The sequence below is a fragment of the Streptomyces sp. NPDC096132 genome, from assembly GCF_044763345.1.
Classification (GTDB): domain Bacteria; phylum Actinomycetota; class Actinomycetes; order Streptomycetales; family Streptomycetaceae; genus Streptomyces.
This window is the reverse complement of the sequence record NZ_JBIWGA010000005.1, coordinates 416,770-435,778: the sequence shown is the minus strand read 5'-3', so window position 1 is coordinate 435,778 and position 19,009 is coordinate 416,770. Positions and strand designations below refer to the sequence as shown.

At 68.1% G+C, this 19,009-nt stretch carries 23 protein-coding genes and 4 pseudogenes; 14 read left to right on the top strand and 13 right to left on the bottom strand.

Going from position 1 to position 19,009, the window contains the following annotated elements; genetic code table 11:
- Positions 1-109 precede the first annotated feature (109 nt).
- Complete coding sequence (locus ACIRF9_RS15195; protein ID WP_403820964.1) at positions 110-1,228, top strand: hypothetical protein; 1,119 nt, start codon at positions 110-112, stop codon at positions 1,226-1,228.
- A gap of 189 nt (positions 1,229-1,417) precedes the next feature.
- Here ACIRF9_RS15195 and msrA read toward each other — a convergent pair whose 3' ends face one another.
- Positions 1,418-1,930, bottom strand: a complete 513-nt coding sequence (msrA, locus tag ACIRF9_RS15190; RefSeq protein ID WP_403820962.1) for a peptide-methionine (S)-S-oxide reductase MsrA — start codon at positions 1,928-1,930, stop codon at positions 1,418-1,420.
- Between the two features lie 108 nt (positions 1,931-2,038).
- Here msrA and ACIRF9_RS15185 point away from each other — a divergent pair.
- Both ACIRF9_RS15185 and ACIRF9_RS15180 read left to right on the top strand, forming a co-directional pair.
- Positions 2,039-2,234, top strand: a pseudogene (locus tag ACIRF9_RS15185) (DUF4291 family protein); the annotation flags it as partial.
- Between the two features lie 101 nt (positions 2,235-2,335).
- The gene (locus ACIRF9_RS15180; RefSeq protein ID WP_403820959.1) at positions 2,336-2,926 is read left to right on the top strand and encodes a hypothetical protein; all 591 of its coding nucleotides are present in this window, start codon (positions 2,336-2,338) and stop codon (positions 2,924-2,926) included.
- Positions 2,927-3,059: 133 nt separating this feature from the next.
- Here ACIRF9_RS15180 and ACIRF9_RS15175 read toward each other — a convergent pair.
- Positions 3,060-3,731: pseudogene (locus ACIRF9_RS15175) on the bottom strand (NADPH-dependent F420 reductase); the annotation flags it as partial.
- Positions 3,732-3,792: 61 nt separating this feature from the next.
- On the opposite strand from ACIRF9_RS15175, the gene ACIRF9_RS15170 reads away from it, so the two are divergent.
- A complete protein-coding gene (locus ACIRF9_RS15170; protein ID WP_403820956.1) occupies positions 3,793-4,203 on the top strand; it encodes a winged helix-turn-helix transcriptional regulator in 411 nt (136 codons plus the stop codon).
- A gap of 121 nt (positions 4,204-4,324) precedes the next feature.
- Here ACIRF9_RS15170 and ACIRF9_RS15165 read toward each other — a convergent pair whose 3' ends face one another.
- A complete protein-coding gene (locus tag ACIRF9_RS15165) occupies positions 4,325-4,864 on the bottom strand; it encodes a 2'-5' RNA ligase family protein (RefSeq protein WP_403820953.1) in 540 nt (179 codons plus the stop codon).
- 51 nt (positions 4,865-4,915) lie between these two features.
- Here ACIRF9_RS15165 and ACIRF9_RS15160 point away from each other — a divergent pair, with 51 nt between their 5' ends.
- Complete coding sequence (locus ACIRF9_RS15160) at positions 4,916-5,335, top strand: hypothetical protein (RefSeq protein ID WP_403820950.1); 420 nt, start codon at positions 4,916-4,918, stop codon at positions 5,333-5,335.
- A 132-nt stretch (positions 5,336-5,467) separates the two neighbouring features.
- Here the strand turns inward: ACIRF9_RS15160 and ACIRF9_RS15155 are convergent, their stop codons facing one another.
- The 3 genes from ACIRF9_RS15155 to ACIRF9_RS15145 form a co-directional block, all read right to left on the bottom strand.
- Positions 5,468-6,061, bottom strand: coding sequence for a DUF4291 domain-containing protein (locus ACIRF9_RS15155; RefSeq protein ID WP_403820948.1), 594 nt, complete (start codon positions 6,059-6,061; stop codon positions 5,468-5,470).
- Between the two features lie 155 nt (positions 6,062-6,216).
- Positions 6,217-6,378 carry a hypothetical protein gene (locus tag ACIRF9_RS15150; RefSeq protein ID WP_403820945.1) on the bottom strand — a complete coding sequence of 54 codons (162 nt, stop codon included), beginning with the start codon at positions 6,376-6,378 and terminating at the stop codon, positions 6,217-6,219.
- A gap of 486 nt (positions 6,379-6,864) precedes the next feature.
- Positions 6,865-7,173 (bottom strand): hypothetical protein, encoded by a 309-nt coding sequence (locus ACIRF9_RS15145; protein WP_403820942.1) that lies wholly within the window; start codon positions 7,171-7,173, stop codon positions 6,865-6,867.
- A gap of 637 nt (positions 7,174-7,810) precedes the next feature.
- On the opposite strand from ACIRF9_RS15145, the gene ACIRF9_RS15140 reads away from it, so the two are divergent.
- The 6 genes and pseudogenes from ACIRF9_RS15140 to ACIRF9_RS15115 all read left to right on the top strand — a co-directional run bounded on the left by ACIRF9_RS15140 (position 7,811) and on the right by ACIRF9_RS15115 (position 11,008).
- Complete coding sequence (locus ACIRF9_RS15140) at positions 7,811-8,080, top strand: helix-turn-helix domain-containing protein (protein ID WP_403820940.1); 270 nt, start codon at positions 7,811-7,813, stop codon at positions 8,078-8,080.
- Positions 8,002-8,298 (top strand): annotated as a pseudogene (locus ACIRF9_RS15135) (IS481 family transposase); the annotation flags it as partial. The gene ACIRF9_RS15140 and the pseudogene ACIRF9_RS15135, both read left to right, overlap by 79 nt.
- Before the next feature lie 306 nt (positions 8,299-8,604).
- Complete coding sequence (locus ACIRF9_RS15130) at positions 8,605-8,913, top strand: hypothetical protein (protein ID WP_403820938.1); 309 nt, start codon at positions 8,605-8,607, stop codon at positions 8,911-8,913.
- A 245-nt stretch (positions 8,914-9,158) separates the two neighbouring features.
- Complete coding sequence (locus ACIRF9_RS15125) at positions 9,159-9,806, top strand: hypothetical protein (RefSeq protein WP_403820935.1); 648 nt, start codon at positions 9,159-9,161, stop codon at positions 9,804-9,806.
- Positions 9,807-9,878: 72 nt separating this feature from the next.
- A pseudogene (locus tag ACIRF9_RS15120) lies at positions 9,879-10,273 on the top strand (DUF4291 family protein); the annotation flags it as partial.
- 150 nt (positions 10,274-10,423) lie between these two features.
- Positions 10,424-11,008: a hypothetical protein gene (locus tag ACIRF9_RS15115; RefSeq protein WP_403820933.1), complete on the top strand. Its 585-nt coding sequence runs from the start codon at positions 10,424-10,426 to the stop codon at positions 11,006-11,008.
- 34 nt (positions 11,009-11,042) lie between these two features.
- Here the strand turns inward: ACIRF9_RS15115 and ACIRF9_RS15110 are convergent, their stop codons facing one another.
- From ACIRF9_RS15110 to ACIRF9_RS15100, 3 genes are all read right to left on the bottom strand, one after another.
- Complete coding sequence (locus ACIRF9_RS15110) at positions 11,043-11,795, bottom strand: hypothetical protein (RefSeq protein ID WP_403820930.1); 753 nt, start codon at positions 11,793-11,795, stop codon at positions 11,043-11,045.
- Positions 11,796-11,990: 195 nt separating this feature from the next.
- Positions 11,991-12,377 carry a hypothetical protein gene (locus ACIRF9_RS15105; protein WP_403820927.1) on the bottom strand — a complete coding sequence of 129 codons (387 nt, stop codon included), beginning with the start codon at positions 12,375-12,377 and terminating at the stop codon, positions 11,991-11,993.
- A 63-nt stretch (positions 12,378-12,440) separates the two neighbouring features.
- Positions 12,441-13,553 (bottom strand): hypothetical protein, encoded by a 1,113-nt coding sequence (locus ACIRF9_RS15100; protein ID WP_403820924.1) that lies wholly within the window; start codon positions 13,551-13,553, stop codon positions 12,441-12,443.
- Between the two features lie 210 nt (positions 13,554-13,763).
- Between ACIRF9_RS15100 and ACIRF9_RS15095 the strand changes: the two genes are divergently transcribed.
- On the top strand, positions 13,764-14,102 hold the full coding sequence (locus ACIRF9_RS15095) for a hypothetical protein (RefSeq protein WP_403820922.1): 339 nt from the start codon (positions 13,764-13,766) through the stop codon (positions 14,100-14,102).
- Positions 14,103-14,168: 66 nt separating this feature from the next.
- On the opposite strand, the gene ACIRF9_RS15090 is transcribed toward ACIRF9_RS15095, so the two are convergent.
- Together ACIRF9_RS15090 and ACIRF9_RS15085 are read right to left on the bottom strand one after the other, a co-directional pair.
- Entirely contained in the window at positions 14,169-15,008 is an 840-nt protein-coding gene (locus tag ACIRF9_RS15090; protein ID WP_403820920.1) for an MBL fold metallo-hydrolase, read from the bottom strand.
- A gap of 2 nt (positions 15,009-15,010) precedes the next feature.
- On the bottom strand, positions 15,011-15,397 hold the full coding sequence (locus ACIRF9_RS15085; RefSeq protein ID WP_403820918.1) for a VOC family protein: 387 nt from the start codon (positions 15,395-15,397) through the stop codon (positions 15,011-15,013).
- Positions 15,398-15,532: 135 nt separating this feature from the next.
- On the opposite strand from ACIRF9_RS15085, the gene ACIRF9_RS15080 reads away from it, so the two are divergent.
- On the top strand, positions 15,533-15,940 hold the full coding sequence (locus ACIRF9_RS15080; protein WP_403820916.1) for a hypothetical protein: 408 nt from the start codon (positions 15,533-15,535) through the stop codon (positions 15,938-15,940).
- Between the two features lie 99 nt (positions 15,941-16,039).
- On the opposite strand, the gene ACIRF9_RS15075 is transcribed toward ACIRF9_RS15080, so the two are convergent.
- Positions 16,040-17,083, bottom strand: coding sequence for an NAD(P)-dependent alcohol dehydrogenase (locus ACIRF9_RS15075; protein ID WP_403820914.1), 1,044 nt, complete (start codon positions 17,081-17,083; stop codon positions 16,040-16,042).
- Positions 17,084-17,255: 172 nt separating this feature from the next.
- On the opposite strand from ACIRF9_RS15075, the gene ACIRF9_RS15070 reads away from it, so the two are divergent.
- A complete protein-coding gene (locus ACIRF9_RS15070) occupies positions 17,256-18,170 on the top strand; it encodes a helix-turn-helix domain-containing protein (RefSeq protein WP_403820911.1) in 915 nt (304 codons plus the stop codon).
- Positions 18,171-18,193: 23 nt separating this feature from the next.
- On the opposite strand, the gene ACIRF9_RS15065 is transcribed toward ACIRF9_RS15070, so the two are convergent.
- Positions 18,194-18,994: a group II truncated hemoglobin gene (locus tag ACIRF9_RS15065; RefSeq protein WP_403820909.1), complete on the bottom strand. Its 801-nt coding sequence runs from the start codon at positions 18,992-18,994 to the stop codon at positions 18,194-18,196.
- Positions 18,995-19,009 lie beyond the last annotated feature (15 nt).

Below are 19,009 nucleotides of genomic sequence, written 5' to 3'. Positions count from 1 at the left end.
GCCGTTCCACCCGGGAGGGACGTTTCTCCACAGGCCCCGGGAGGCGGGTTTCCACAGGCTGGGGGGATGGGGTTGGCCAATTGTCGGCGGCGTCTGGTTCGCTTGAGACATGGAAATTCTCTGGGTCCTGGTGGCGCTGGTCATGCTCAGCTTCGCGGTACTGCCGTTCCTGCGGCGCAGGCGCGGCATGATCGAGCAGGTCCCGGCGGGCCACCCGGACGCCGCGGACCCGGCGAACTACGGCTTCGTGCGCACGGAGGAGCTGGACATCCGCATGCCCGGCCCCGACCAGGACCTGCTCGACGTCCTGGACATGGTGCAGCGCACGCAGGACTACCGGGCGGCACAGCAGCTCCTGGCCGGCACGGAGATCGAGGGCGAGCTGCGCTGGCAGCGCGTGCAGGCCTTCGCGGGCGCGGCCGCGCTGGAGCTGCAGCAGCGGCCGGGCGGCGTCAGCGAGGCGCCGGGCGGGCAGTGGCTGCGGGTGTGGCGGGCGGAGGCGCCCAAGGACGCCGGCGGCGCGGCGGTGCACGCCGAGTTCCTGGTCCAGCAGGCCTGGCGGACGTCCACACCGGGCACGGACGACTTCCGGATCATCATGGAGGAGGCGAAGGACGCCTGCGGCCAGGCGGCGCTGCTCTCCCCCGGTGACCCGGTGCCGTACATCATCGAGCTGTCGGTGGCGCGCGGCCTGCACTACTCCCAGACGGACTTCGAACAGCTCTGGCTGAAGATCCTCGACCGCGCCCCGGCGCACATGGGCGCGCATCTCGCGGCCCTGCACTACTGGTGCGAGAAGTGGCACGGCTCCCGCGACCTGGCGAACTCCTTCACGGAGGCGGCCGCGGCCCGCGCGCCCCAGGGTTCCCTCCTCGCCGCGATGCCCCTGTTCGGGGTCTTCGAGCACCTCCCCGAGGTGAACCTGGTCAGCAGCTTCTACCAGAGCGAGGTCGTGACGAAGGCGATCCACGGCGCCCTCTACGCCGTGCACGCGGCCCGCCCGGACGACCCGATGCTGGCCCACGTCCGCCACCTGCTGATCTTCTTCCTGGTACGGGGCGAGCGCTGGGCCGAGGCCATGAACCAGCTGATACACGTCGACGGCCACGTCGGCGCCCTCCCCTGGACACTCTCCCCGGACCCGGCCGGCGAGTTCGCGGTGTACCGCGCCCTGGCGGTGGCGGGCTACGAGGCGAACGGCGGAAGCCCGGCGACGCTGCCGCACTGAGGAGACGGTGGGCGGTGGGGCGGTAGGACGGCCGAGAGGCAGCTACCAGGCCTTCGGCTGTCGGCCGGCGCCTGCGGGCGGGGGCGGCGCCGCCCCCGCCCGCACGGAGGCCGGCGGCGGCAGGCGCGGCCCGGCAGCGGAGCCTCGGCCGGTCGGTCGGCCTGCTCCTTCCGCCGGGCCGCCTCGCGGTCAGCCCTCCGTGCGGGCGGGCAGCCGCCAGCCCGGGCGCGGGAAGTGGCAGGTGTAGCCGTCCGGGTAACGCTGCAGGTAGTCCTGGTGCTCGGGCTCGGCCTCCCAGAAGGGGCCGACCGTCTCCACCTCGGTGACGACCTTGCCGGGCCACAGTCCGGAGGCGTCCACATCCGCGATCGTGTCCTCGGCGATCCGCTTCTGCTCGTCGTCCACGTAGTAGATCGCCGAGCGGTAGCTGAGGCCGATGTCGTTGCCCTGGCGGTTCTTGGTGCTCGGGTCGTGGATCTGGAAGAAGAACTCCAGGATCGCGCGGAAGTCGGTCTTCTCGGGGTCGAAAAGGATCTCGATGGCCTCCGCGTGCGTACCGTGGTTCCGGTACGTCGCGTTCGGCACGTCACCCCCCGTGTATCCGACCCGGGTCGCCGTCACGCCCGGGAGTCGGCGGATCAGCTCCTCCATCCCCCAGAAGCATCCGCCGGCCAGCACGGCCCTCTGCGTCTGCGCAGCCATTACGGCCCCTCCAATATCTGTCAGCTCGGTCACTCGGGCTACTCGGCTCGGACACCACCGGCATCCCCTGCCCGCTCTCCTCAACGCACGAGGGCTCCGGGCGATTCCATGCGCGTCCACCCCGCTCCGCACCGGAGGCCAGTCGAAAACCAGTGGCCCCCACCCCGGCCGACGCAGGTCCGCGCGGCCCACTCGGAATCCACGATCACCGTCTACCAGGCCTACTCCCCGGAAATCGGCCTGCCCGCCGCCCGGGGACGGCCGTTTCCCCGCCGTGTGGAAGCGGGACAGGATGACGTGGATCACCAAGCCGCGTACACAGCCCCTTACACGGCCGAAGCCGGCAGGAGGCCCAGGCAGGGCCCGCTCGCAGCGGATTCCCTGCTCCGTGTGAGAGTGGGGCGCATGGGTAACTCGCAGGCCCATCCCGTCTTCCGTACCACCGATGCCGTCGAGGCATGGACGCAGGCGCTGCGCCTGAACGTCCTGTTGGAGGAGCACGACGACGAGGTGACCCTGATGGCCGATCTGCTGACTGTCGAGGACACGCGGCGGATGGTGGCGGTGCTGCCCGACGCCGAGTACGACTACGTCCGTCCTCGGATGGACTCCGTGACAAATGACTTCGCGAAATTCAGCTTGGTGATCACTGCCGCGGAGGACTCCGCACTGGAGCCGGAACTGCCTCTGGGGTTCCTGCACTACGTTCAAGCGGGCACCGTGGAGGACCGGTTCATGCGAGCCGTGGGGAAGGGAATGGCCTCGATCGGCTTGCACGGCAGATGGCCGGACGACGCGGAGACAGAGTCGTACGGCTCTGCCACGTACGACGGCGTGGAGGTCGTCTTCAACGGCGACCACGTCGACTGGTCGCAGCCAGCCGAGCACCACACCGTCTTCGTTCACGTCGACAAGTGGGGCGATCTTCCACGGGCAGAGAAGCTTGCCGCGCACCTCGGCAGCACCGTGCTGGGAGAGGCACAGAACGGCTGGTGAGGAGCGCAGCTTCGCCACCGATCGACTGCTGGAACATGCCCTGGAAGGCTCTGTGAGCGAGGCTTGACATGGATCATCAAGCCGCGTTCACAGACCCCGTCGTGGCAGATCATCGAGCGTGTGAGAGATACGCCTACCCCTGTGAGCCAGCGTGCCTGTCGTTCGAGGGGACGTGAGGAACGGCGGAGCCAGGGTCGAAGCCTGCGAAGGCCAAGCCGATCACGAAACCCGCCACCTCCTCCAACTGGCGGACACGATCCAGCGTCCCCAGAGTCGCCGGGACTCCGCCGACGTCACGGACCAGTTCACCGACGACGTTCAGGGCGGTCGCGTCGTCGCCGCACATCGCCACCGTCACACGGGACTGGCCACCACCAGCCGGGCTCGTCCACTGGTCAGCGGGAAAGAGATGGAACGCCTTCACGACCCGGGCTCCCGGAGCAAGTCCGGCGATCCACCCCGCCATCGTCTTGCCGTGTTCGATGAGCAGAGTGCCGACGCCGTGCGTAACGGCGTTCGTGGGATCGATCAACGGCATTCCTTGTAGCGCGCCGTCGGACGCGCCCACCATTCTCAGCATCTCTTCGACACCGTCCCAGGACACGGCGAGGAGCACCGCATCGCGCCCGGTGACCGCCTCACGCGGTGCGACAGCCAGCACTTTGTGCTCCAGCCGCTCAGCAAGCTTCTCCGCCTTGACCTGCGATCGTCCGCTGATCACCACCTCATGTCCCGCACGCGCCCAGCTTTCGCCCAGGGCCGCCGCCAATGTCCCTGTTCCCAGGATCCCGATGCGCATCTGTCTGTGCCTCTCCCCTAGTGGTCGGTCGGGTGGTCACGGTAGGGAAGGCGTTACGCACCGATCAGTGCGTGACCAGCGCGCGATGATGGACGGCGAGATGACTGATCACGACGCCCACTGCTATGAGTTCGTCGCCGATTGCCGTTTGCGTGCGGCCACCGATCTCTTCGCCCATACCTGGGATCCCGTCGTGCTGGCGGCGCTTCGACGGGGACCGCACCGACGCCGCGAGTTGCACGCCGTGATTGGCGGCGTCAGCGACAAGGTTCTGACCGACTCCTTGCACCGCCTGCTCGCAAGCGGACTGATCGAGCGCCACGCCCATGCCGAGGCGCCGCCACGCGTCGACTACGCCCTGACCGGCTTGGGGCAGAGCCTGGTCGAGGGCCCGATGATGGCGCTTGGACTCTGGGCGATCGAGCACGGTGACGAGCTTCTCGAAGCCCAGGAGAGCAGTAACGCAAGAGGTCTGTGAACGAGGCTTGACATGGATCATCAAGCCGCGTTCACAGCCGCCAGGGACATGTACCTGACGGCTGGCCTGTATCAACTCCGTTGGGTGCACTCGCAGGCGATACCGACCAGCGCAACCGCGCCTATCCACCCAGCGGGAAGGAAGCCCGTTGCCGCCACCGCGTCCCGTCGTGGACCAGCAAGTCGACCGACGAGACCTGCGCGACGACGGGAAGACCGGTGAGCAGATCGGCCTCGGCCTTCTCCACCACGACCTCGTCCTGGCCCTGGGCGACGGTCAGATGCGGGACAACATCGTCGAACTGCCCACCGAACGGCGGGTTTTCCGGCCACCGCCCCACGATCGCCTCGGTGAGACGCCTGAAGCCAGTGTCCGGTTCGGGGGCGAGGTACAGCACTCCAGGGAACCGGCCGCAATGGTCGAACCGGGCGTCGAAGGACTGGTGCCGACCGAGTACCTCGCCAATCGCGGCGCAGACACCTCCGTCAATGCGGCTCGCGTCGAGAAACGGGAAGAGCACGGTGACATGCGCCGGAACGCCCGCTCGGGCCGAGGGATCAAGCCGGTCACGCCACGCCCGCACCAAGGGCTCCACCTCCGGAACCCTCACGATCAGCCCCGACTGCCCTGCCTGGAATCCCTGCGCGTCCTCATCCGCCATCGCATCTGTCTATCAGCGGGCCCGACCGGCGGCGACCCGATAATCACCGCCATGAACGACGACGAGAGCCTGCACCGGTACGGCCTTCACCCCACTGGGGCGAACCTGGACGAAGTACGAGGCCTGCTCACCGCACACACCCGGCTGGAGAAGCGTGCACAGGGAGACGGCGACACGGAGCTGATGAAGCTTTGCTGTGTGCAGCTGTTCAACGCCGCGGTCCTCGATGACGTGCTGCTCATCTGGCAGGCCAAGTCCGCCAGCATGGACGCCGACTGCTCGATCGATATCCAGTTGCTGTGCGGCAGCGGACTGGCCACGACCAAGGCCTTCCTGTCGAGTCGGCGTCTGCCCGAAGCCGAAGCGGCACTGCAACGACTGCTCCGCTGCGCAGCGGCCGGCGACTTCGATGATTTCTCCGTAGCAGCGCACTCAGCCTGGTACGCCGCGTACTACGCGCCTGATGCCTGATGCTGGTCCAGAAGTCAGAGGAGTATCGCCACAAGGGCTGCGATCGAGGCTTGGCATGGATCATCAAGCCGCTTTCATAGACCTCAACCATGCTGTCGGCATGACCGTGAGTGACTGCCGGTGTGTTGCTGGTCAGAGCCGCAGGTGGGCGAGCAGTTCGTCACCGGCGGAGTATCGCTGTTCCTGGGGAAGCAGTTGTGTCGCGGAGTCCAGATCGCCGCGATTGACAAGGGTGCGGATTTCTCGGGCCAGTGGAGTCACGTCTCTGATGGACACGATCCACTCGTTCGCGTAACGCGACGACGCCTCGCCCGAGAGACCCAGTTGCAGCGAGCGGTGCGGCAGGGGACGCAGGTGCAGGTCGCGTTCGGGGTCCCACTGGACACGGGCCGGTGCGCGCTTGAGTTCACGCTGCCAGGTGCCGCGATCGGGATGCAGGCCGCGAACGTAGCTCGACAGGCAGGCGTGGCGCAGCGCCCAGTCGAAGCCGTCGCGAGTGATCTCGACGGCAAGGACGGTCTCCTGCCCGGTGCTCGTGCCCCAGGTGGAGCGGTACATCATCCACATGAAACTGGGCTTGATCCACGTCATGCGGTCAGGCTTCCACGCGGCGGGGAAACGGCCGTCGCGGACGGCGGGCACTCCGATTTCAGGGGCGTAGGCCTGGTAGACGGTGATCGTGGATGCCGTGTGGAGCGCGCGGATCCCGCGGTGCGGTTCTTCCATGGCGTACAGCGTGGGGTCGGCCAGCTCAGGTGGCCAGCGATTTTCGACTGCTGCTCGCTACGACGGAGTACGCCGTCTCGACGACGGCCGCAGCACCGTGCGAGTTGCCAGTCCGGATGGCTCGCGAGTCCGCTGAGATGAGAGCCTCTGCGTGGTCAGCCGAACGCCACGACCAGGCGGACGCCGTCATCACCGAAGCGGTCTGCCAGGGCCTTCATCACGGCGAAGACATGTGGCCAGTGCGTTTCCGGTCCCAGGACGGCACCAACGGTCAGCGGTTCGTACGCGCACATCACTCCGTCGGTGGTCCACTCCACGCGTCCCGTCGCACTGCGCAAGTACCCGGGCGGGGCCCCTACCGCGGAAAGAGCTTCCGACGGCCAGGAATCGGAAACGAGTTGTTGATGCAGTGTCGACGGCCGCGATTTCGTGCACCAGGTCAGCCGGCCGATGAAGTGATCAGGCGCTCCGCCCAGCTGACCCAGGTCGCGCCGTACAAGTCACCCGCTGCAACCCAGGACCCCAACTGCGCACGCATCCCGCTCGACAGATCGACGGGAAGGCCGCGGTCTGGTGCGGTTGAAAGCCCGCGTAGTTGCGCACTCCGAAGAGACAGCCGAAGCCGCGTAGTCGGTCTCGGCGTACAGCGGCCAGAGATCCATGGCGGCCACCCACGGCTCACCGTCGTAGTGGTCGGTGCCGACGCCGGGATGCCGAAACTCGATGCCACCGTGGATGTCCGTACTCACGATGGGGCACCGCAACAGTGCAGGCCTGGACAGGCACGCGCCTCTATCGGCCGATCAGCAACGAAGACGGGCCGTATCCCCGTAGATGCGCAGGATGCAGTCTTTGAAGAGGCCCAAGGGCGCGCTCCCGTCCGAAGGGTGCAGGGTCAGCCCCAGATCCATCAAAGGCCGGATGGCCTTCGCGTGCCGACTCCCATCAGGGTCGGGGCCTTGTACGGCCGCCCAGGCCTCGAACAGCGCACTGACGGGCTCCCAGCCCGGCCCAGGCAGGAAGTGGCACAAGATTGTCGGCTGGTCGATCCCCTGCTCACGAAGTTCACCGACCCGCACTTCTCCCTGCATGAGCCACCATGTGCTGGTCACTTGGGGCCCTCCCCGGTCTACGACACCGAAAGCACGTTAGCGCTGTTCGGTTCCTTGACATGGGTCATCAAGCCGCGTTCACAGACTCCGTCCGAGGCGCATCGGGCCGTAGCGGTGACGTCGGGGGACCTTCACAGGTCTCCCGAAGGTTCGGCTCGTTGGGCTTGCCAGAGGGATCGCAGTGCGGCAACCGCGCGTTGCGCTGCCTCGCGGGGTTCAGGACGCGGTGCGAAGGTCCTTGGGCCGGCCAGATCCCGACCGCGGAGTGACCGGGCGGGGACGGTGGTCCAGTCGGCTCGGTCCACCACGGCGACGTGTCCGTTCTCGTGCGCCGCTTCGTCCTGCCAGTCGTCCGGAGGTGCCACGAGGACACGCAGCGACCGTTCGTCGAGCCACTCCAGGCCGAGAACCTGACGGCCGAACTCGCTCTCGATGAGAGATGTGACCACGCCGGTTTTCAGGTGCAGAAGTAGTAGCTCACCCTCGAAGAAGTAGTCACCGTCGTACCTGCCGGTGCCTATCGCGAGTGTCCTGTCTCGGTTGATAGTTGACACTGCGGCTTCACCTGATGCTTGACACCGCTTGCCTCGGCTTGGCTGTGTGCGTCTGATCGGCGCGTGCAGGGAGGGCTAAGGCCGTGCTGGTGGAGCTGAGCGTGGTCGAGCAGCGGTATCACGCGGTCATGGAGGTGGCCGCGGGCGTTCCCGTCACCCAGGTCGCGGCCCGGTATGGGGTGTCACGGCAGTCGGTGCATTCCTGGGTCCGCAAGTACGGGCAGTCGGGTCTTGCGGGGCTGGCGGACCGGTCGCACCGGCTGGCCTCGTGTCCGCACCGGCCTGCGGGCGCCTGCAGGGAGCCCGTCCGGCCGGGCCGCCCCCGCAGCTGCCACCGCCGGGCGAGCAGATAGCCGAGCGGACCGTCAGCAGCGTCGGCGGCTTCATGGTCGCCGGACAGCGCATACAGCTCGGCCGGGCCTATGCCCGTCAGGTCGTCACCGTCCACCTTGCCGAGGACACCATCCGGGTTTTCCTCGGAACTGACCTGATCACCACCGTCCCACGTCTGACCAGGAAGGAGGTGGTCGTCCGCAAGTCCGGCGAACACAACCGCCGGAAGATCGTCTAGGGCAGACGTCAAGCATCACCCGACGCCAACCCGTCAAGCATCAACTGAGACTCGACAGTGCCTATCGCGAGCAGCGGATGCCGGGGGTGGAAGGCCACTGGTGTGTGTGTCCGTGCCCGCCACAGCCAGAAGGCCGCGCGGTTCGTCGTCGACTACGAGGAACGGGTGTCCGACTCCGAGGAAGGCCCAGCCGTCGGGGGGATGTTCGTCGGAGGCTGCCATGCCCGGATCTTCTCAACTCCCTGGCTCCGCGCGGTAGCCGCGTCTCTGAGGTGCTGACTCAGCGGGCCTCTGAGAGGATGCTATGTGATCCATTACCTGCGGTTCTTCTTCGAGGCCGGCGTAGACACTCCGTTGTGGCCGGAGGACATGGGCAGCCCGTACGGGTATCCCTGCGAGCTGAAGCGGCTGCCCATCAGCCCGGATACCCGGGCCGAGCTGGCGAGGTTGTCCAGGTCGTATCAGTCGTCGATTGACTGGGATTATCCGCCGAATCCGTCGCCGTGGTCCGATGAGGAATGGCAGGTCTTCAAGGAGCAAGCACACACCGCCTTGGAGGCTCTGCGCCGCGAGCTGGGTGCGGGCTGGGTGGTCCGGGACGAGAGCCTGCTGTGAGAGCGGCAGGTCATCGTGCCGTTTTCACAGCCTTCAGGGGCCACTGCCTCGCACCCCGGCACCGGCCACGACATGGTGAGGGTCATCTCGCACGACGGCCACGGCCTCTTCGACGCTGACACGGGAGAGAATGCCGTCGCGACGAGCAGCGACCTTTCCCTGTGGACCCGCAGCACGGACGATCGTGGCGCCGACAGCGCCGAAACTGAGCAAGATTTGCGTGGGAAGAGCAGGGGGAGGCGGAGTTGAGCGTCACCGGTGTGTGGATCGTCGGCGCGGTGCCTGACCACAAGGTACGGGATTTACTGAGCGGTGCGGTTCAGGATTCGTCGCCGCCCCCGACGCAGGTGCGCTGTGACGTGGCCGGGGAACTGGCCTGGTGGCGGGGCAAGGCGCAGGTGTCCCTGTTCAGCACGTCGACGAGCACTGCCGACGATTGGAGCGCTCAGGAGGACGCACTCCGGCTGAGCACGTTCTTCGACGCCTGCCATGACGACTCCGACGATGCGGAGAAGCTGCGCGAGGTCGTCATGGACCAGTTTCCACCCGATATCGAAGAGGGTTTGTTCGTGGCCACGGCGCGCAGGGCCAACCCCTTCTCCGCCTTGGCTTACGCCCTGGGTCCCGACGCGACGCTGCGACTGCCGGGCTGGTTCGGGGACTTCCTTCTCGACGCCGAGCAAGTCCGTGCTCAGCTGCCTGCGGCCGAGGAGGCTCTTACCCTGACCGGAACCCCACGTCGTGACGCGATCGAGCGGATCCATGCGTGGATGACTGGGCTGGGTGACGATCCCACCCACGACGCGGACGGGCTACTTGACGGCCCGCTGCGCGTTCTCCGCCATGCGGCCCGTACGCACCAGGGGGCAGCCGGCCAAGTCCGCTGGTACTGAAGTAGCCGAATACCCCATGCGCCCCGACGCTGTGTACACGCCGGACTTGGGCAGACACCACAAAGCCCCTGGGGACAGGAAACCGTTCTGGCGATCGAGATCAGCCGGGAGGGGTTCGAGTGGGCGCTGCGGCATGCGTGTCTGTCGCACCACGTGCCGGAGCTGCACGTGACCGCGTCGACTGGAAGCGGCGGTTGCGGCGGGCGCCGGCGCGGGTGCAGTGGGATCCGGAGCGGGATCTGCGTCTCAACCCGCTTCCGTACCGGTCTCTTCAGTTGGGGCTCGCCGGGGAGGCGACCGTGCGGTTCGCCGACGAGTGGATCGTCGGGATCGAGGATGTGACTCCGCTGGCCCGGAAGGTGCACGGTCATGTGCGCGTCGGTGAACTCGGGCTTGCCGCCGCGCTGTTGCCGCGGGAGCTGCCGTATCCGGTGGCTGAGGGCGTGCTCGCGCATCTGCGGCGGTAGGCCGCATGATCGGCCGTTGTCGTTTCGTGATGGTCCGGGCCAGGTCCGGTCACATGATGAACCCAGCCTGAACCGCAGCGGCTTCCCATGTCACGCCTGTCGGAGGGGCATGGGCGCGCCGTGCACAGGTACTCGATCATGGGAGCGGGCATGCGACGACTCGGAACCACACTGGCAGCCATCATGCTGGCGGGAGCCGGGATCGCAGGAGCGGCGGGGACGGCGCGGGCCGACACCGGCGCGTCGGTGGCGTGTGAGACCGGGTGGGGAAGCCTTGAGAAGCACGTGTGGACGGGTGGTGAGGACGGTGGGAGCTACAGGCCCCCGCTGGTGAACATCAGGACCGGTCAGCACGAGTGCTTCGACCGCATGGTCCTCGACTTCAGGGGGACGGCGGCCGGTCCGATCGACTACCAGGTCAAGTACGTCGACAAGCTGATCACGCCCGCCACGGGGGAGATCCCCGTAGCGGGCGGGGCGATCCTCCAGATCGCCGTGGGCCCGAACTACGACCCGTCGACCGGAACGCAGTCCTACCCGGGGCAGCACGGGCAACCGCTGCCCGGAGTGGACGTCACGGGCTACAAGACGTTCAAGGACACTCGCTACGCCGCTGCCCTCGAGAACGATGTGCGGATCGGGGTCGGCGTGCGTGCGCGGCTGCCGTTCCGGGTGACGCAGCTGGACGATCGCCTCGTCATCGACGTCGCACACTCCTGGAACGCCACCTCCTGAGCCACCCACGCCGCACCGCACGGCCAGTGCGTGACTACGGTCGCTTGGAAACCGCCGGCTCGCTGAGCTTGTTCAGCTGGGCCTTGATGATCTCTTCCGGTACGACAGCCGGGTCCTCGCCCCGTGGCCCTCGGGGGCGGTTGAACTCGTAGAACATGGCGACCGTCGCCCCTTGCCGAACGGCCACCACCGCGTAGGGAACTCGGACGGGCTCGTCGTCCTCACTGTCCGCCGCGAGCTGCGTGAGCCGGAGGGACACGGATTCATCGCCGTAGCCGGGGTCGGGCTGGAGTACGGCCTCGTCGTACCGGAAGCCCACCCCGATGTCCTTGAAGGTCTTGCACCGCTTGGCGGCCGTGCGGAGTGCGTCGATCACCCGCGCGGCATCGCCGGCGCTGTGTGACGAAAGGATCATGGATGCTCCGGGGCCGTGCTCCTTCGAGGAGATCATCCGGCCGATGCGCGCGGTGGCGGTGAAGCCGCTGCTTCCCCCCAGGGCCTGAACGACGGGCGCGCATTCGGCAGGATCCGCCGTCCTGCGAGACGCCGCGGGAGCAGCCAGGATCCGATTGACCTCGTAGCCGTCGAGATCCGTGTCCGTGATCGCTGCCCGCTCCAGGTCCGCCTCGCCCAACGGCTTGTCCTCTATCCCGGCCGTCTTTGTTTCTTCCGACGCTGTACCCGCCGGGGAGCCCTGCCCTGACTCGCATGCGACGAGCGTCGAGAAGGTCATGAGCATGGCAATAGCAATGCCGGCCTGTGATTGGCGAACCACTGTCTTCCCCACCCGTTTGACTGTATGAGCGCGCGCTGGAGCCGCCGGCTCAGAAGCTCGCCCGGGACCTCCGCCCCGGCTCAGAGCATTGAGGAGCAGAGTAGATCGTCAGATCGGGAGGCGGGACGGGTTTTGGGGCTGGGACGGCATGTTGTGTTTCTGGAATGGATCCACACAGCCGCTGATCGCGGCGAACGACTGGCCCACTTACCGGATTGGCATGCCTCCGTGCGGGCTGTTGACGACCAAGGGCAGTGATCCTTCGGCGAGGTAGTAGTGCCCGGGGAAGTAGTCGATGTGGAGGTGACCGCCGTCATCGGCAGTGGCCATGCCCCGCAGATTCTCCGCGAGTACCGCCCTGCCGGCGGTGTCACCGCTGATCACGAGGATGTGTCGCTCGGCGTCCCGGTGGATGAGGACTCCGGGGCCGGAAGTACCTCTGACCTCGACCCCGGTCAGGGTGTCGCTGCCCGGCGAAAGGGTGGAGCCGAGCAGCCCCTCGCCCTGGGCCACCGCGCTTGCCAACTCCGCCAGTTCTTCCGCCGAGGCGGAGAGAACCACTTCGCCGTACCCGGGGTCGGAGACCAGTCTCATGGGCGTCACTCCTCCAACGTCGGACACCCATGATGCCCGCAGCGAAGATGGGGCGAAGTGAGGTCACCCGTCGAATTGGTTCCACTCGATCGCTGCATCGGCCAACGGGGCGAGGGCGCTGCGGTGGGTGGCGCCGGCCCAGACACTGAAACTGTCGTCACCTGCTGGGTCCGAGACGTGCACGATGAGGCCTGGGGCCACATAGAACCGGGTGGGGTACCAGGGACAGAAGGGACGCAGGGGCACGGGGTGCAGGCCTTCGACGAGCCGCTGGACCTGTTGCGCGGTCGGTTCGTGGGGGAGCGCCAGGTAGTCGGCTCCCATAGCGGCTTCGAAGAGGGAGAACTGGAGGAGAAAGCCACTGAGCGGCTCCTCTTCGGCGATGGGGGGTTCGTCGTACCCCTGGAACCAGACAGTCGGATCGGATACGGGACCATCCAGCGACTGCTGCAGCGACCAGACGAACCCTCCCTGGTTCTCCTCGCCGAAGATGATCATCCCGTTCGGATCGGTCGGGAGCTTGGGCGCGGGGAAGATCCGGTTCTGCACTCCGAGGGCATTCGGGCGGTGCCGTGCCAGGTCGTAGAAGTGCCTCAGTCTGTCCGGCAGGTTGAGCGGGGGCGCCTGCGCCGACGGTGGTTGGGGGGCCTCGGACGTCGTGGGGTGCCAGCCGGTGATGAACTGTTCGAGTGCGGTCGATCTGTTGCCGTTCACACTGCTCAGCCACTCCAGGCCAGGAAGATCCAGCGAAGGAAGGAGAGGACGGACCCGGTCCAGGTCAGGCCTGCTCAGGGGAGTGTCGAGCCGAAAGACGCAGTCAGTGAGAACGTGCTCGGTATGGCCCGGACGTAGTTCCGTTCCGGCTTGAGCCACGGTGCCGGTGCCGAGATACATGAGGTCCTGCGGTAGCCGAACCATCAAATGGACAGGCAATCTCGCGTCGGCCGTGCCCGATTCCCAGGGCTGATCCACAAGTCTTTCCCTGACTGGCGTGGGAGCCGGGCCGAGCAGACGGACCTCCTCGGCGTTCCACACGCCGCTCCTGTCGAGTGCGTCTCCTGCTTCCACGATGATCACCGTTCCGGCGTTGCCGATGACGGCGGTGGCGCTGCCGAAGGTGTAGCTGTCTCTGTTCGTCGCGTCACCGGAGAGCGCGAGCGCCTGCATGTCGTTCACGAGTGACATGAGAGGTATCGCGGAAGAGTGATCAACCATGCGCACATCTTCCATGACGGCCGGACGATGACTCCGTTGCCCGAGACGGTTCGAGTGGGCGCCGGGCCGGCCTGTCTGTCGAGCTACGCTCGCGAGGTCCACCCCGACCGCTGGACTCCGCCGCCCGACTGCTGCCCCAGGAACACCCCTACCCGTTGGGAGACGAACTTGTTGCCCGAGCCACTGTCGGCGGAAGCCACGGCGACTCTGCGGGCGCTGCTGGCCGGCTCGGACCCGGTGAGCGGCGCCCTGCTGGCCCAGATTCCCCACGCGCGGGTGGTGCGCAGGTGTGGCTGCGGTTGCGTGACGGTCGATCTCGAAGTGGACCGTACGGCGGTGGCTCCTGCGCCGTCGCATGACAATCCGGCCGTGGAGGCCTCGTACGGCGCCCCGCACTGGGCCGGTGTCCTCGTCTTCACCGAGGGCGGCTACCTGTCGCTCCTGGAGATCTACTCGGTCTCCGACGAACCGATCTCCGCATGGCCGGACCCCCACTTCATCGAACGCTGAGCAAGCTGCCCCGCGTACGACGGGCTCAAGGGCCTGCGTGCCTGAATCACTCCACCTGCCCTGACCTCACCCAGGCGTCCCAGGCACCACCCGCGGCCGCCCGCCTCCGCTCGGCTCGAACCCCGCCAGCATCCGCTCCAGCGCCGCCTGGTCCGGCCCTACGAACGCGGGGGCGCCGGCCGCCGCGCCCAGCCGGTCGATCAGCGTCCCGGACAGACCCCGGGCGGGCGGCAGATGGGTGGAGAGGATGAGTTCCGGCTCCCTCTCCCGCAGCGGCTCGAAGCCGGCCAGGAACTTCTCGTGGTCGACGTTCTCCACCCAGGGGCTGTCGACCGTCGCCCACAGCAGCTGCGCGGTGCGGAGTTCCTCCGCGTCGATCTCGCGGACGTCGTCGCTCCGGGCGAGTTCGGCGCTGGGCATCGGCCCGCCGAAGCAGTCGGAGCTGAAGCAGGTTCCCGACCGGTCGTCGAAGAAGGCGACCGTGCCCGGGTTGTCGTACAGCGGTGGCCGGTACGCGGTGAGGGTGCGGTCGCCGACGTCCAGGGTCTGGCCCGGGTTGATCAGCCGGACGCGGTCGAGCGGCAGCGGCCGCTCGCAGGACAGGAGCCCCACCGACAGGAACGTGGTCACCACGCGCGCCCCGGGCGCGGCGGTGAGCAGGTCGTAGAGCCCGCCCGTGTGGTCCCGGTCCGGGTGGGTGAGCCAGATCCAGCGCACGTCGGCGGGGTCCAGCACGGAACCGACCGTCTCCAGGAAGTCGCGGTCGGGCAGCCCGAGCCCGGTGTCGACGACGACGGGCTCGGCGGCGAGCAGGACGAAAGCGTTCACCGGGAGATGCCCGATGCCGGGCACCTCGATGCTGTCGTTGAGAACCCTGAGGTCCGGTCGGACGGTGTGCACGGGCATGGTCAGTCGCCTCCGCTCCCGTAGGGCCGCGTGAGGATCTCCAGGCGGTGGCCGTTCGGGTCGTCGAAGTACGCTCCGCGGCCGCCGTCGTTGTGGTTGATCTCGTCCGGCCGGCGGTGGAAGGGGTCGGCCCAGTAGGTCAGCCCGGCCTCCCGGACGCGGCCGAAGATCGCGTCGAAGTCCTTCTCGGACACCAGGAACGCGTAGTGCTGCGGGGTGATGTCCTCTTCCGTGTCCTGGTAGTCGAGGGTCACGCCGTTGGGGATCGCGACCGGGACGAAGGGGCCGTACGGCTCGCTCACTTCCAGACCGAGGATGTCCGCGAGGAACCGGGCCGAGGCCCGCTTGTCGTGCGCGGCAACGATGGTGTGGTTCAGCTGAACGTTCATCGTGAGGCCTCCTCTCCTCCACGTGAGGCCTCCTCGCATCCAACGTACTCCGTAATCAACCTCGCCTTAGCGGGACGGCTATGCGAGGCTGCTGGGACGGGAACCCGACAGGGCTCGTCGCTCATCTTGAGGGTCATGAGTACCGACACGCTCACGGACCTGGACACCGCCCCCGCCTCCGCCGCGCACGGCGAGGGGTGGCGCATCGCGTCCGCCTCCGTCGCCCTGCTCGCCCTCGGGGTGCTGATGGCGTACTGCTTCAACGCGGTCGAGGACCGGCATGCCGCCGCCGAGTTGGCCAAGTGCCGCGATCTGGCGAGCACCTGGCCGATGTACGCGGCCGCGTACGCCGGGCTCCTCGCCACGCTCGCCGCCGTGGCGCTCGCCGCGCGGCGGCTGCTGCAGCCGCGGCATCCGCGCGGGCCGGTGCAGATGGCGGGGATGGTGCTGCCGGCGGCTCTGCTGCTCCTCGCCCTCCAGGTCATGATCGTCTGGTCGGTGTACCAGCCGTCGGTGGACGCCCCCTTCGACTGCCTGGGATGAGCACAAAGACATGGATATGGACATGGACATGCACATGGGGCCGCCCCCGGCGCGTACGCCGGGGGCGGCCCCATAGTCCGGAGACCGTCGGAACGGTCGTCAGATCGTCGCGGTGTCGATCACGAACCGGTACCGCACGTCGCTCGACAGCACCCGCTCGTACGCGTCGTTGATCTCCTCCGCGCTGATCAGCTCGATCTCGGCGCCGAAGCCGTGCTCCGCGCAGAAGTCCAGCATCTCCTGGGTCTCCTGGATGCCGCCGATGCCGGAGCCGGCGAGGGTCTTGCGGCCGCCGATCACCGAGAAGAGGTTGAGCTTGACGGGCTCCTCGGGGGCGCCGACGTTGACGAAGGCGCCGTCCGTCCTGAGGAGGGACAGGAACGCGTCCAGGTTCAGCGGGGCCGAGACCGTGGAGAGGATGAGGTCGAAGGTGCCCTTCAGCTCCTCGAAGGTCTTCTCGTCGCTGGTGGCGTAGTAGTGGTCGGCGCCCAGCTTCAGGCCGTCGTCCTTCTTGCGCAGCGACTGGGACAGCACGGTCACCTCGGCGCCGAGCGCGTGCGCGATCTTGACGCCCATGTGGCCGAGGCCGCCCATGCCGAGGATCGCGACCTTCTTGCCGGGGCCGGCGTTCCAGTGCTTCAGCGGGGAGTACGTGGTGATGCCGGCGCAGAGGAGCGGCGCGGCCACGTCCAGGGCGAGGCCGTCGGGGATGCGGACGACGTAGTTCTCGTCGACGACGATCTTCTGGGAGTAGCCGCCGTAGGTGGGCTCGCCGTTCTTGTCGAGGGCGTTGTACGTGCCGACGCCGCCGGAGCCGGTGCAGTACTGCTCCAGGCCGGCCTTGCAGTTGTCGCACTCGCGGCAGGAGTCGACGAGGCAGCCGACGCCGACCCGGTCGCCGACGGCGTACTTGGTGACGCCGGAACCGACCTCGGCGACGATGCCGGCGATCTCATGGCCCGGGACCATGGGGAAGATCGCCTCGCCCCAGCCCTCGCGGGCCTGGTGGATGTCGGAGTGGCAGATACCGGCGAACTTGATGTCGATCAGGACGTCGAACTCGCCGACCGCACGGCGCTCGATCGTCGTGCGCTCCAGCGGAGCCTTGGCGGCGGGTGCGGCGTACGCGGCAACGGTGGTCATGCCGGGGTTCTCCTAGCGGGGGGATGGCGTCCCGGCCTGCCTTCCGGCCGGGCACGGCGTCCAGCCTGCCGTACGGCAGGGGAATCACCCAGGTCACGCCTTTGCGTACGTCTGCCGTGCCTACTACTGGCGGGGTCAGGATCGTGGTCGTACGACCATGAATACTGGACGTATGGACTCCACGACCGAGGCTCCCGAGCCGTCCGGCGCGCCCCTGGACCGGCGTGCCGAGCTGAGCGAGTTCCTGCGCACCCGGCGGGCCAGGCTCAAGCCGGAGGACGTGGGGCTGCCCGACTTCGGCCGGCACCGCAGGGTGCCGGGGCTGCGGCGCGAGGAGCTGGCGCAGCTGGCCGGGGTGTCGGTGGCGTACTACACCCGCCTGGAACAGGGCAACGGGCGGAACGTGTCGGCTGAGGTCCTGGACTCGATCGCGCGGGCCCTGCGGCTGACCGACGCCGAGCACGCGCACCTCACCCACCTGGCGAAGCCGAAGCACAAGAAGAAGCAGACGGCGCGCCCGCAGCAGGTGCGGGCCTCGCTGCGGCAGCTCCTCGGCACGATGGACGGCGTGCCCGCGTACATCGTCGGGCGGCGCTCGGAGATCCTCGCCTGGAACCGGATGGCGGCCGCGCTCTTCGGCGACTGGGGGGAGCTGCCGGCGCCGGAGCGGAACTGGGCGCGGCTGGTGTTCCTGAAGCCGGAGTACCGCGAGCTGTTCGTGGACTGGGAGCAGAAGGCGATCGACATCGTCTGCGCGCTGCGCATGGACGCCGGCTGCTATCCCGACGACCCGCGGCTGTCCGCCCTCGTCGGCGAACTCTCCGTCAAGAGCGAGGACTTCCGCCGACTGTGGGCGACCCACGACGTGAAGGAGAAGAGCCACGGCGTGAAGCGCCTGCACCACCCGCTCGTCGGCGACCTCTCCCTCAACTTCGAGGGTTTCAGGCTCGTGGACGACGGCGACCAGACGCTGGTGACGTACCACGCGGAACCCGCTTCCCCGTCGGCGGAGGCCCTGCGCCTGCTGGCCAGCTGGGGCACCGACGCGACACGGGCGGGGGCCGACTCCCAGTCTCCGTCCGCCTGAGCCGGGACGGCGCGCAGGGGTGCTCAGCCTTGGTACGGAGGCGCCGCCCCCCACCCCCACTTCGGCACCGGCTGCTCGGCGGGCGGCTTGGCGTCCGGGCCGGAGAAGTACACGGCCAGGCGGGTGCCCCACTCGACGTAGGCGAGGAAGGCGGACCGGAACTCCGCGTCCGTCGGCAGGCCGGCCTCGTCGGCGGCGTCCTGGATGACGTTGACCCAGCGTCGCCGCTGGGCCTCGCTGATGCCGAGGCCGAAGTGCTTGGCGACCATGTGGCCGTGGCCGCCCTGGGTCAGCGAGTAGGACTCCGGCCCCCCGAAGACCTCCGCGAGCCAGAGGGCGACGTGCTCGGCGTGCTCGGGGGCGAGGCCCGCGAAGACGGGAGCGAGGAGGTCGTCCTCGACGACCTTGGCGTAGAACACCTCCGTCAGCCGGGCGAACGCCTCCGCCCCGCCCGCCCACGCGTACAGCGTGGGCACGGCGGAGCCCTCACCGCGCACCGACGTGGCCTTGTAGTGCCGCATCTCCTCTATGGCCCCGACATAGGGCCGGATCTCGGCGAGGAAGACGGGGAACAGGTCCGACGTCCGGAACCCCTGGAGGTGGTCCTCGGTCGACGTCCAGGTGATCCGCAGGATGAAGTGCTCGAAGTCCTCCTCGCAGCGGGCCAGTTCGTAGTCGACGCAGTGCGGGGAGGCCGCGAGGTGCACCGCGGCCCGGCGGTAGGCGGCGAGGAACTCCGCCGACCGCTCCTCGGGAATGCGGTACCGGATGTACTCGACCGTGGTGCGTGGCGTGGGAGGCGTGGCTGTCTCGGGTGCCGTCATGGGGGTACGCAAGCA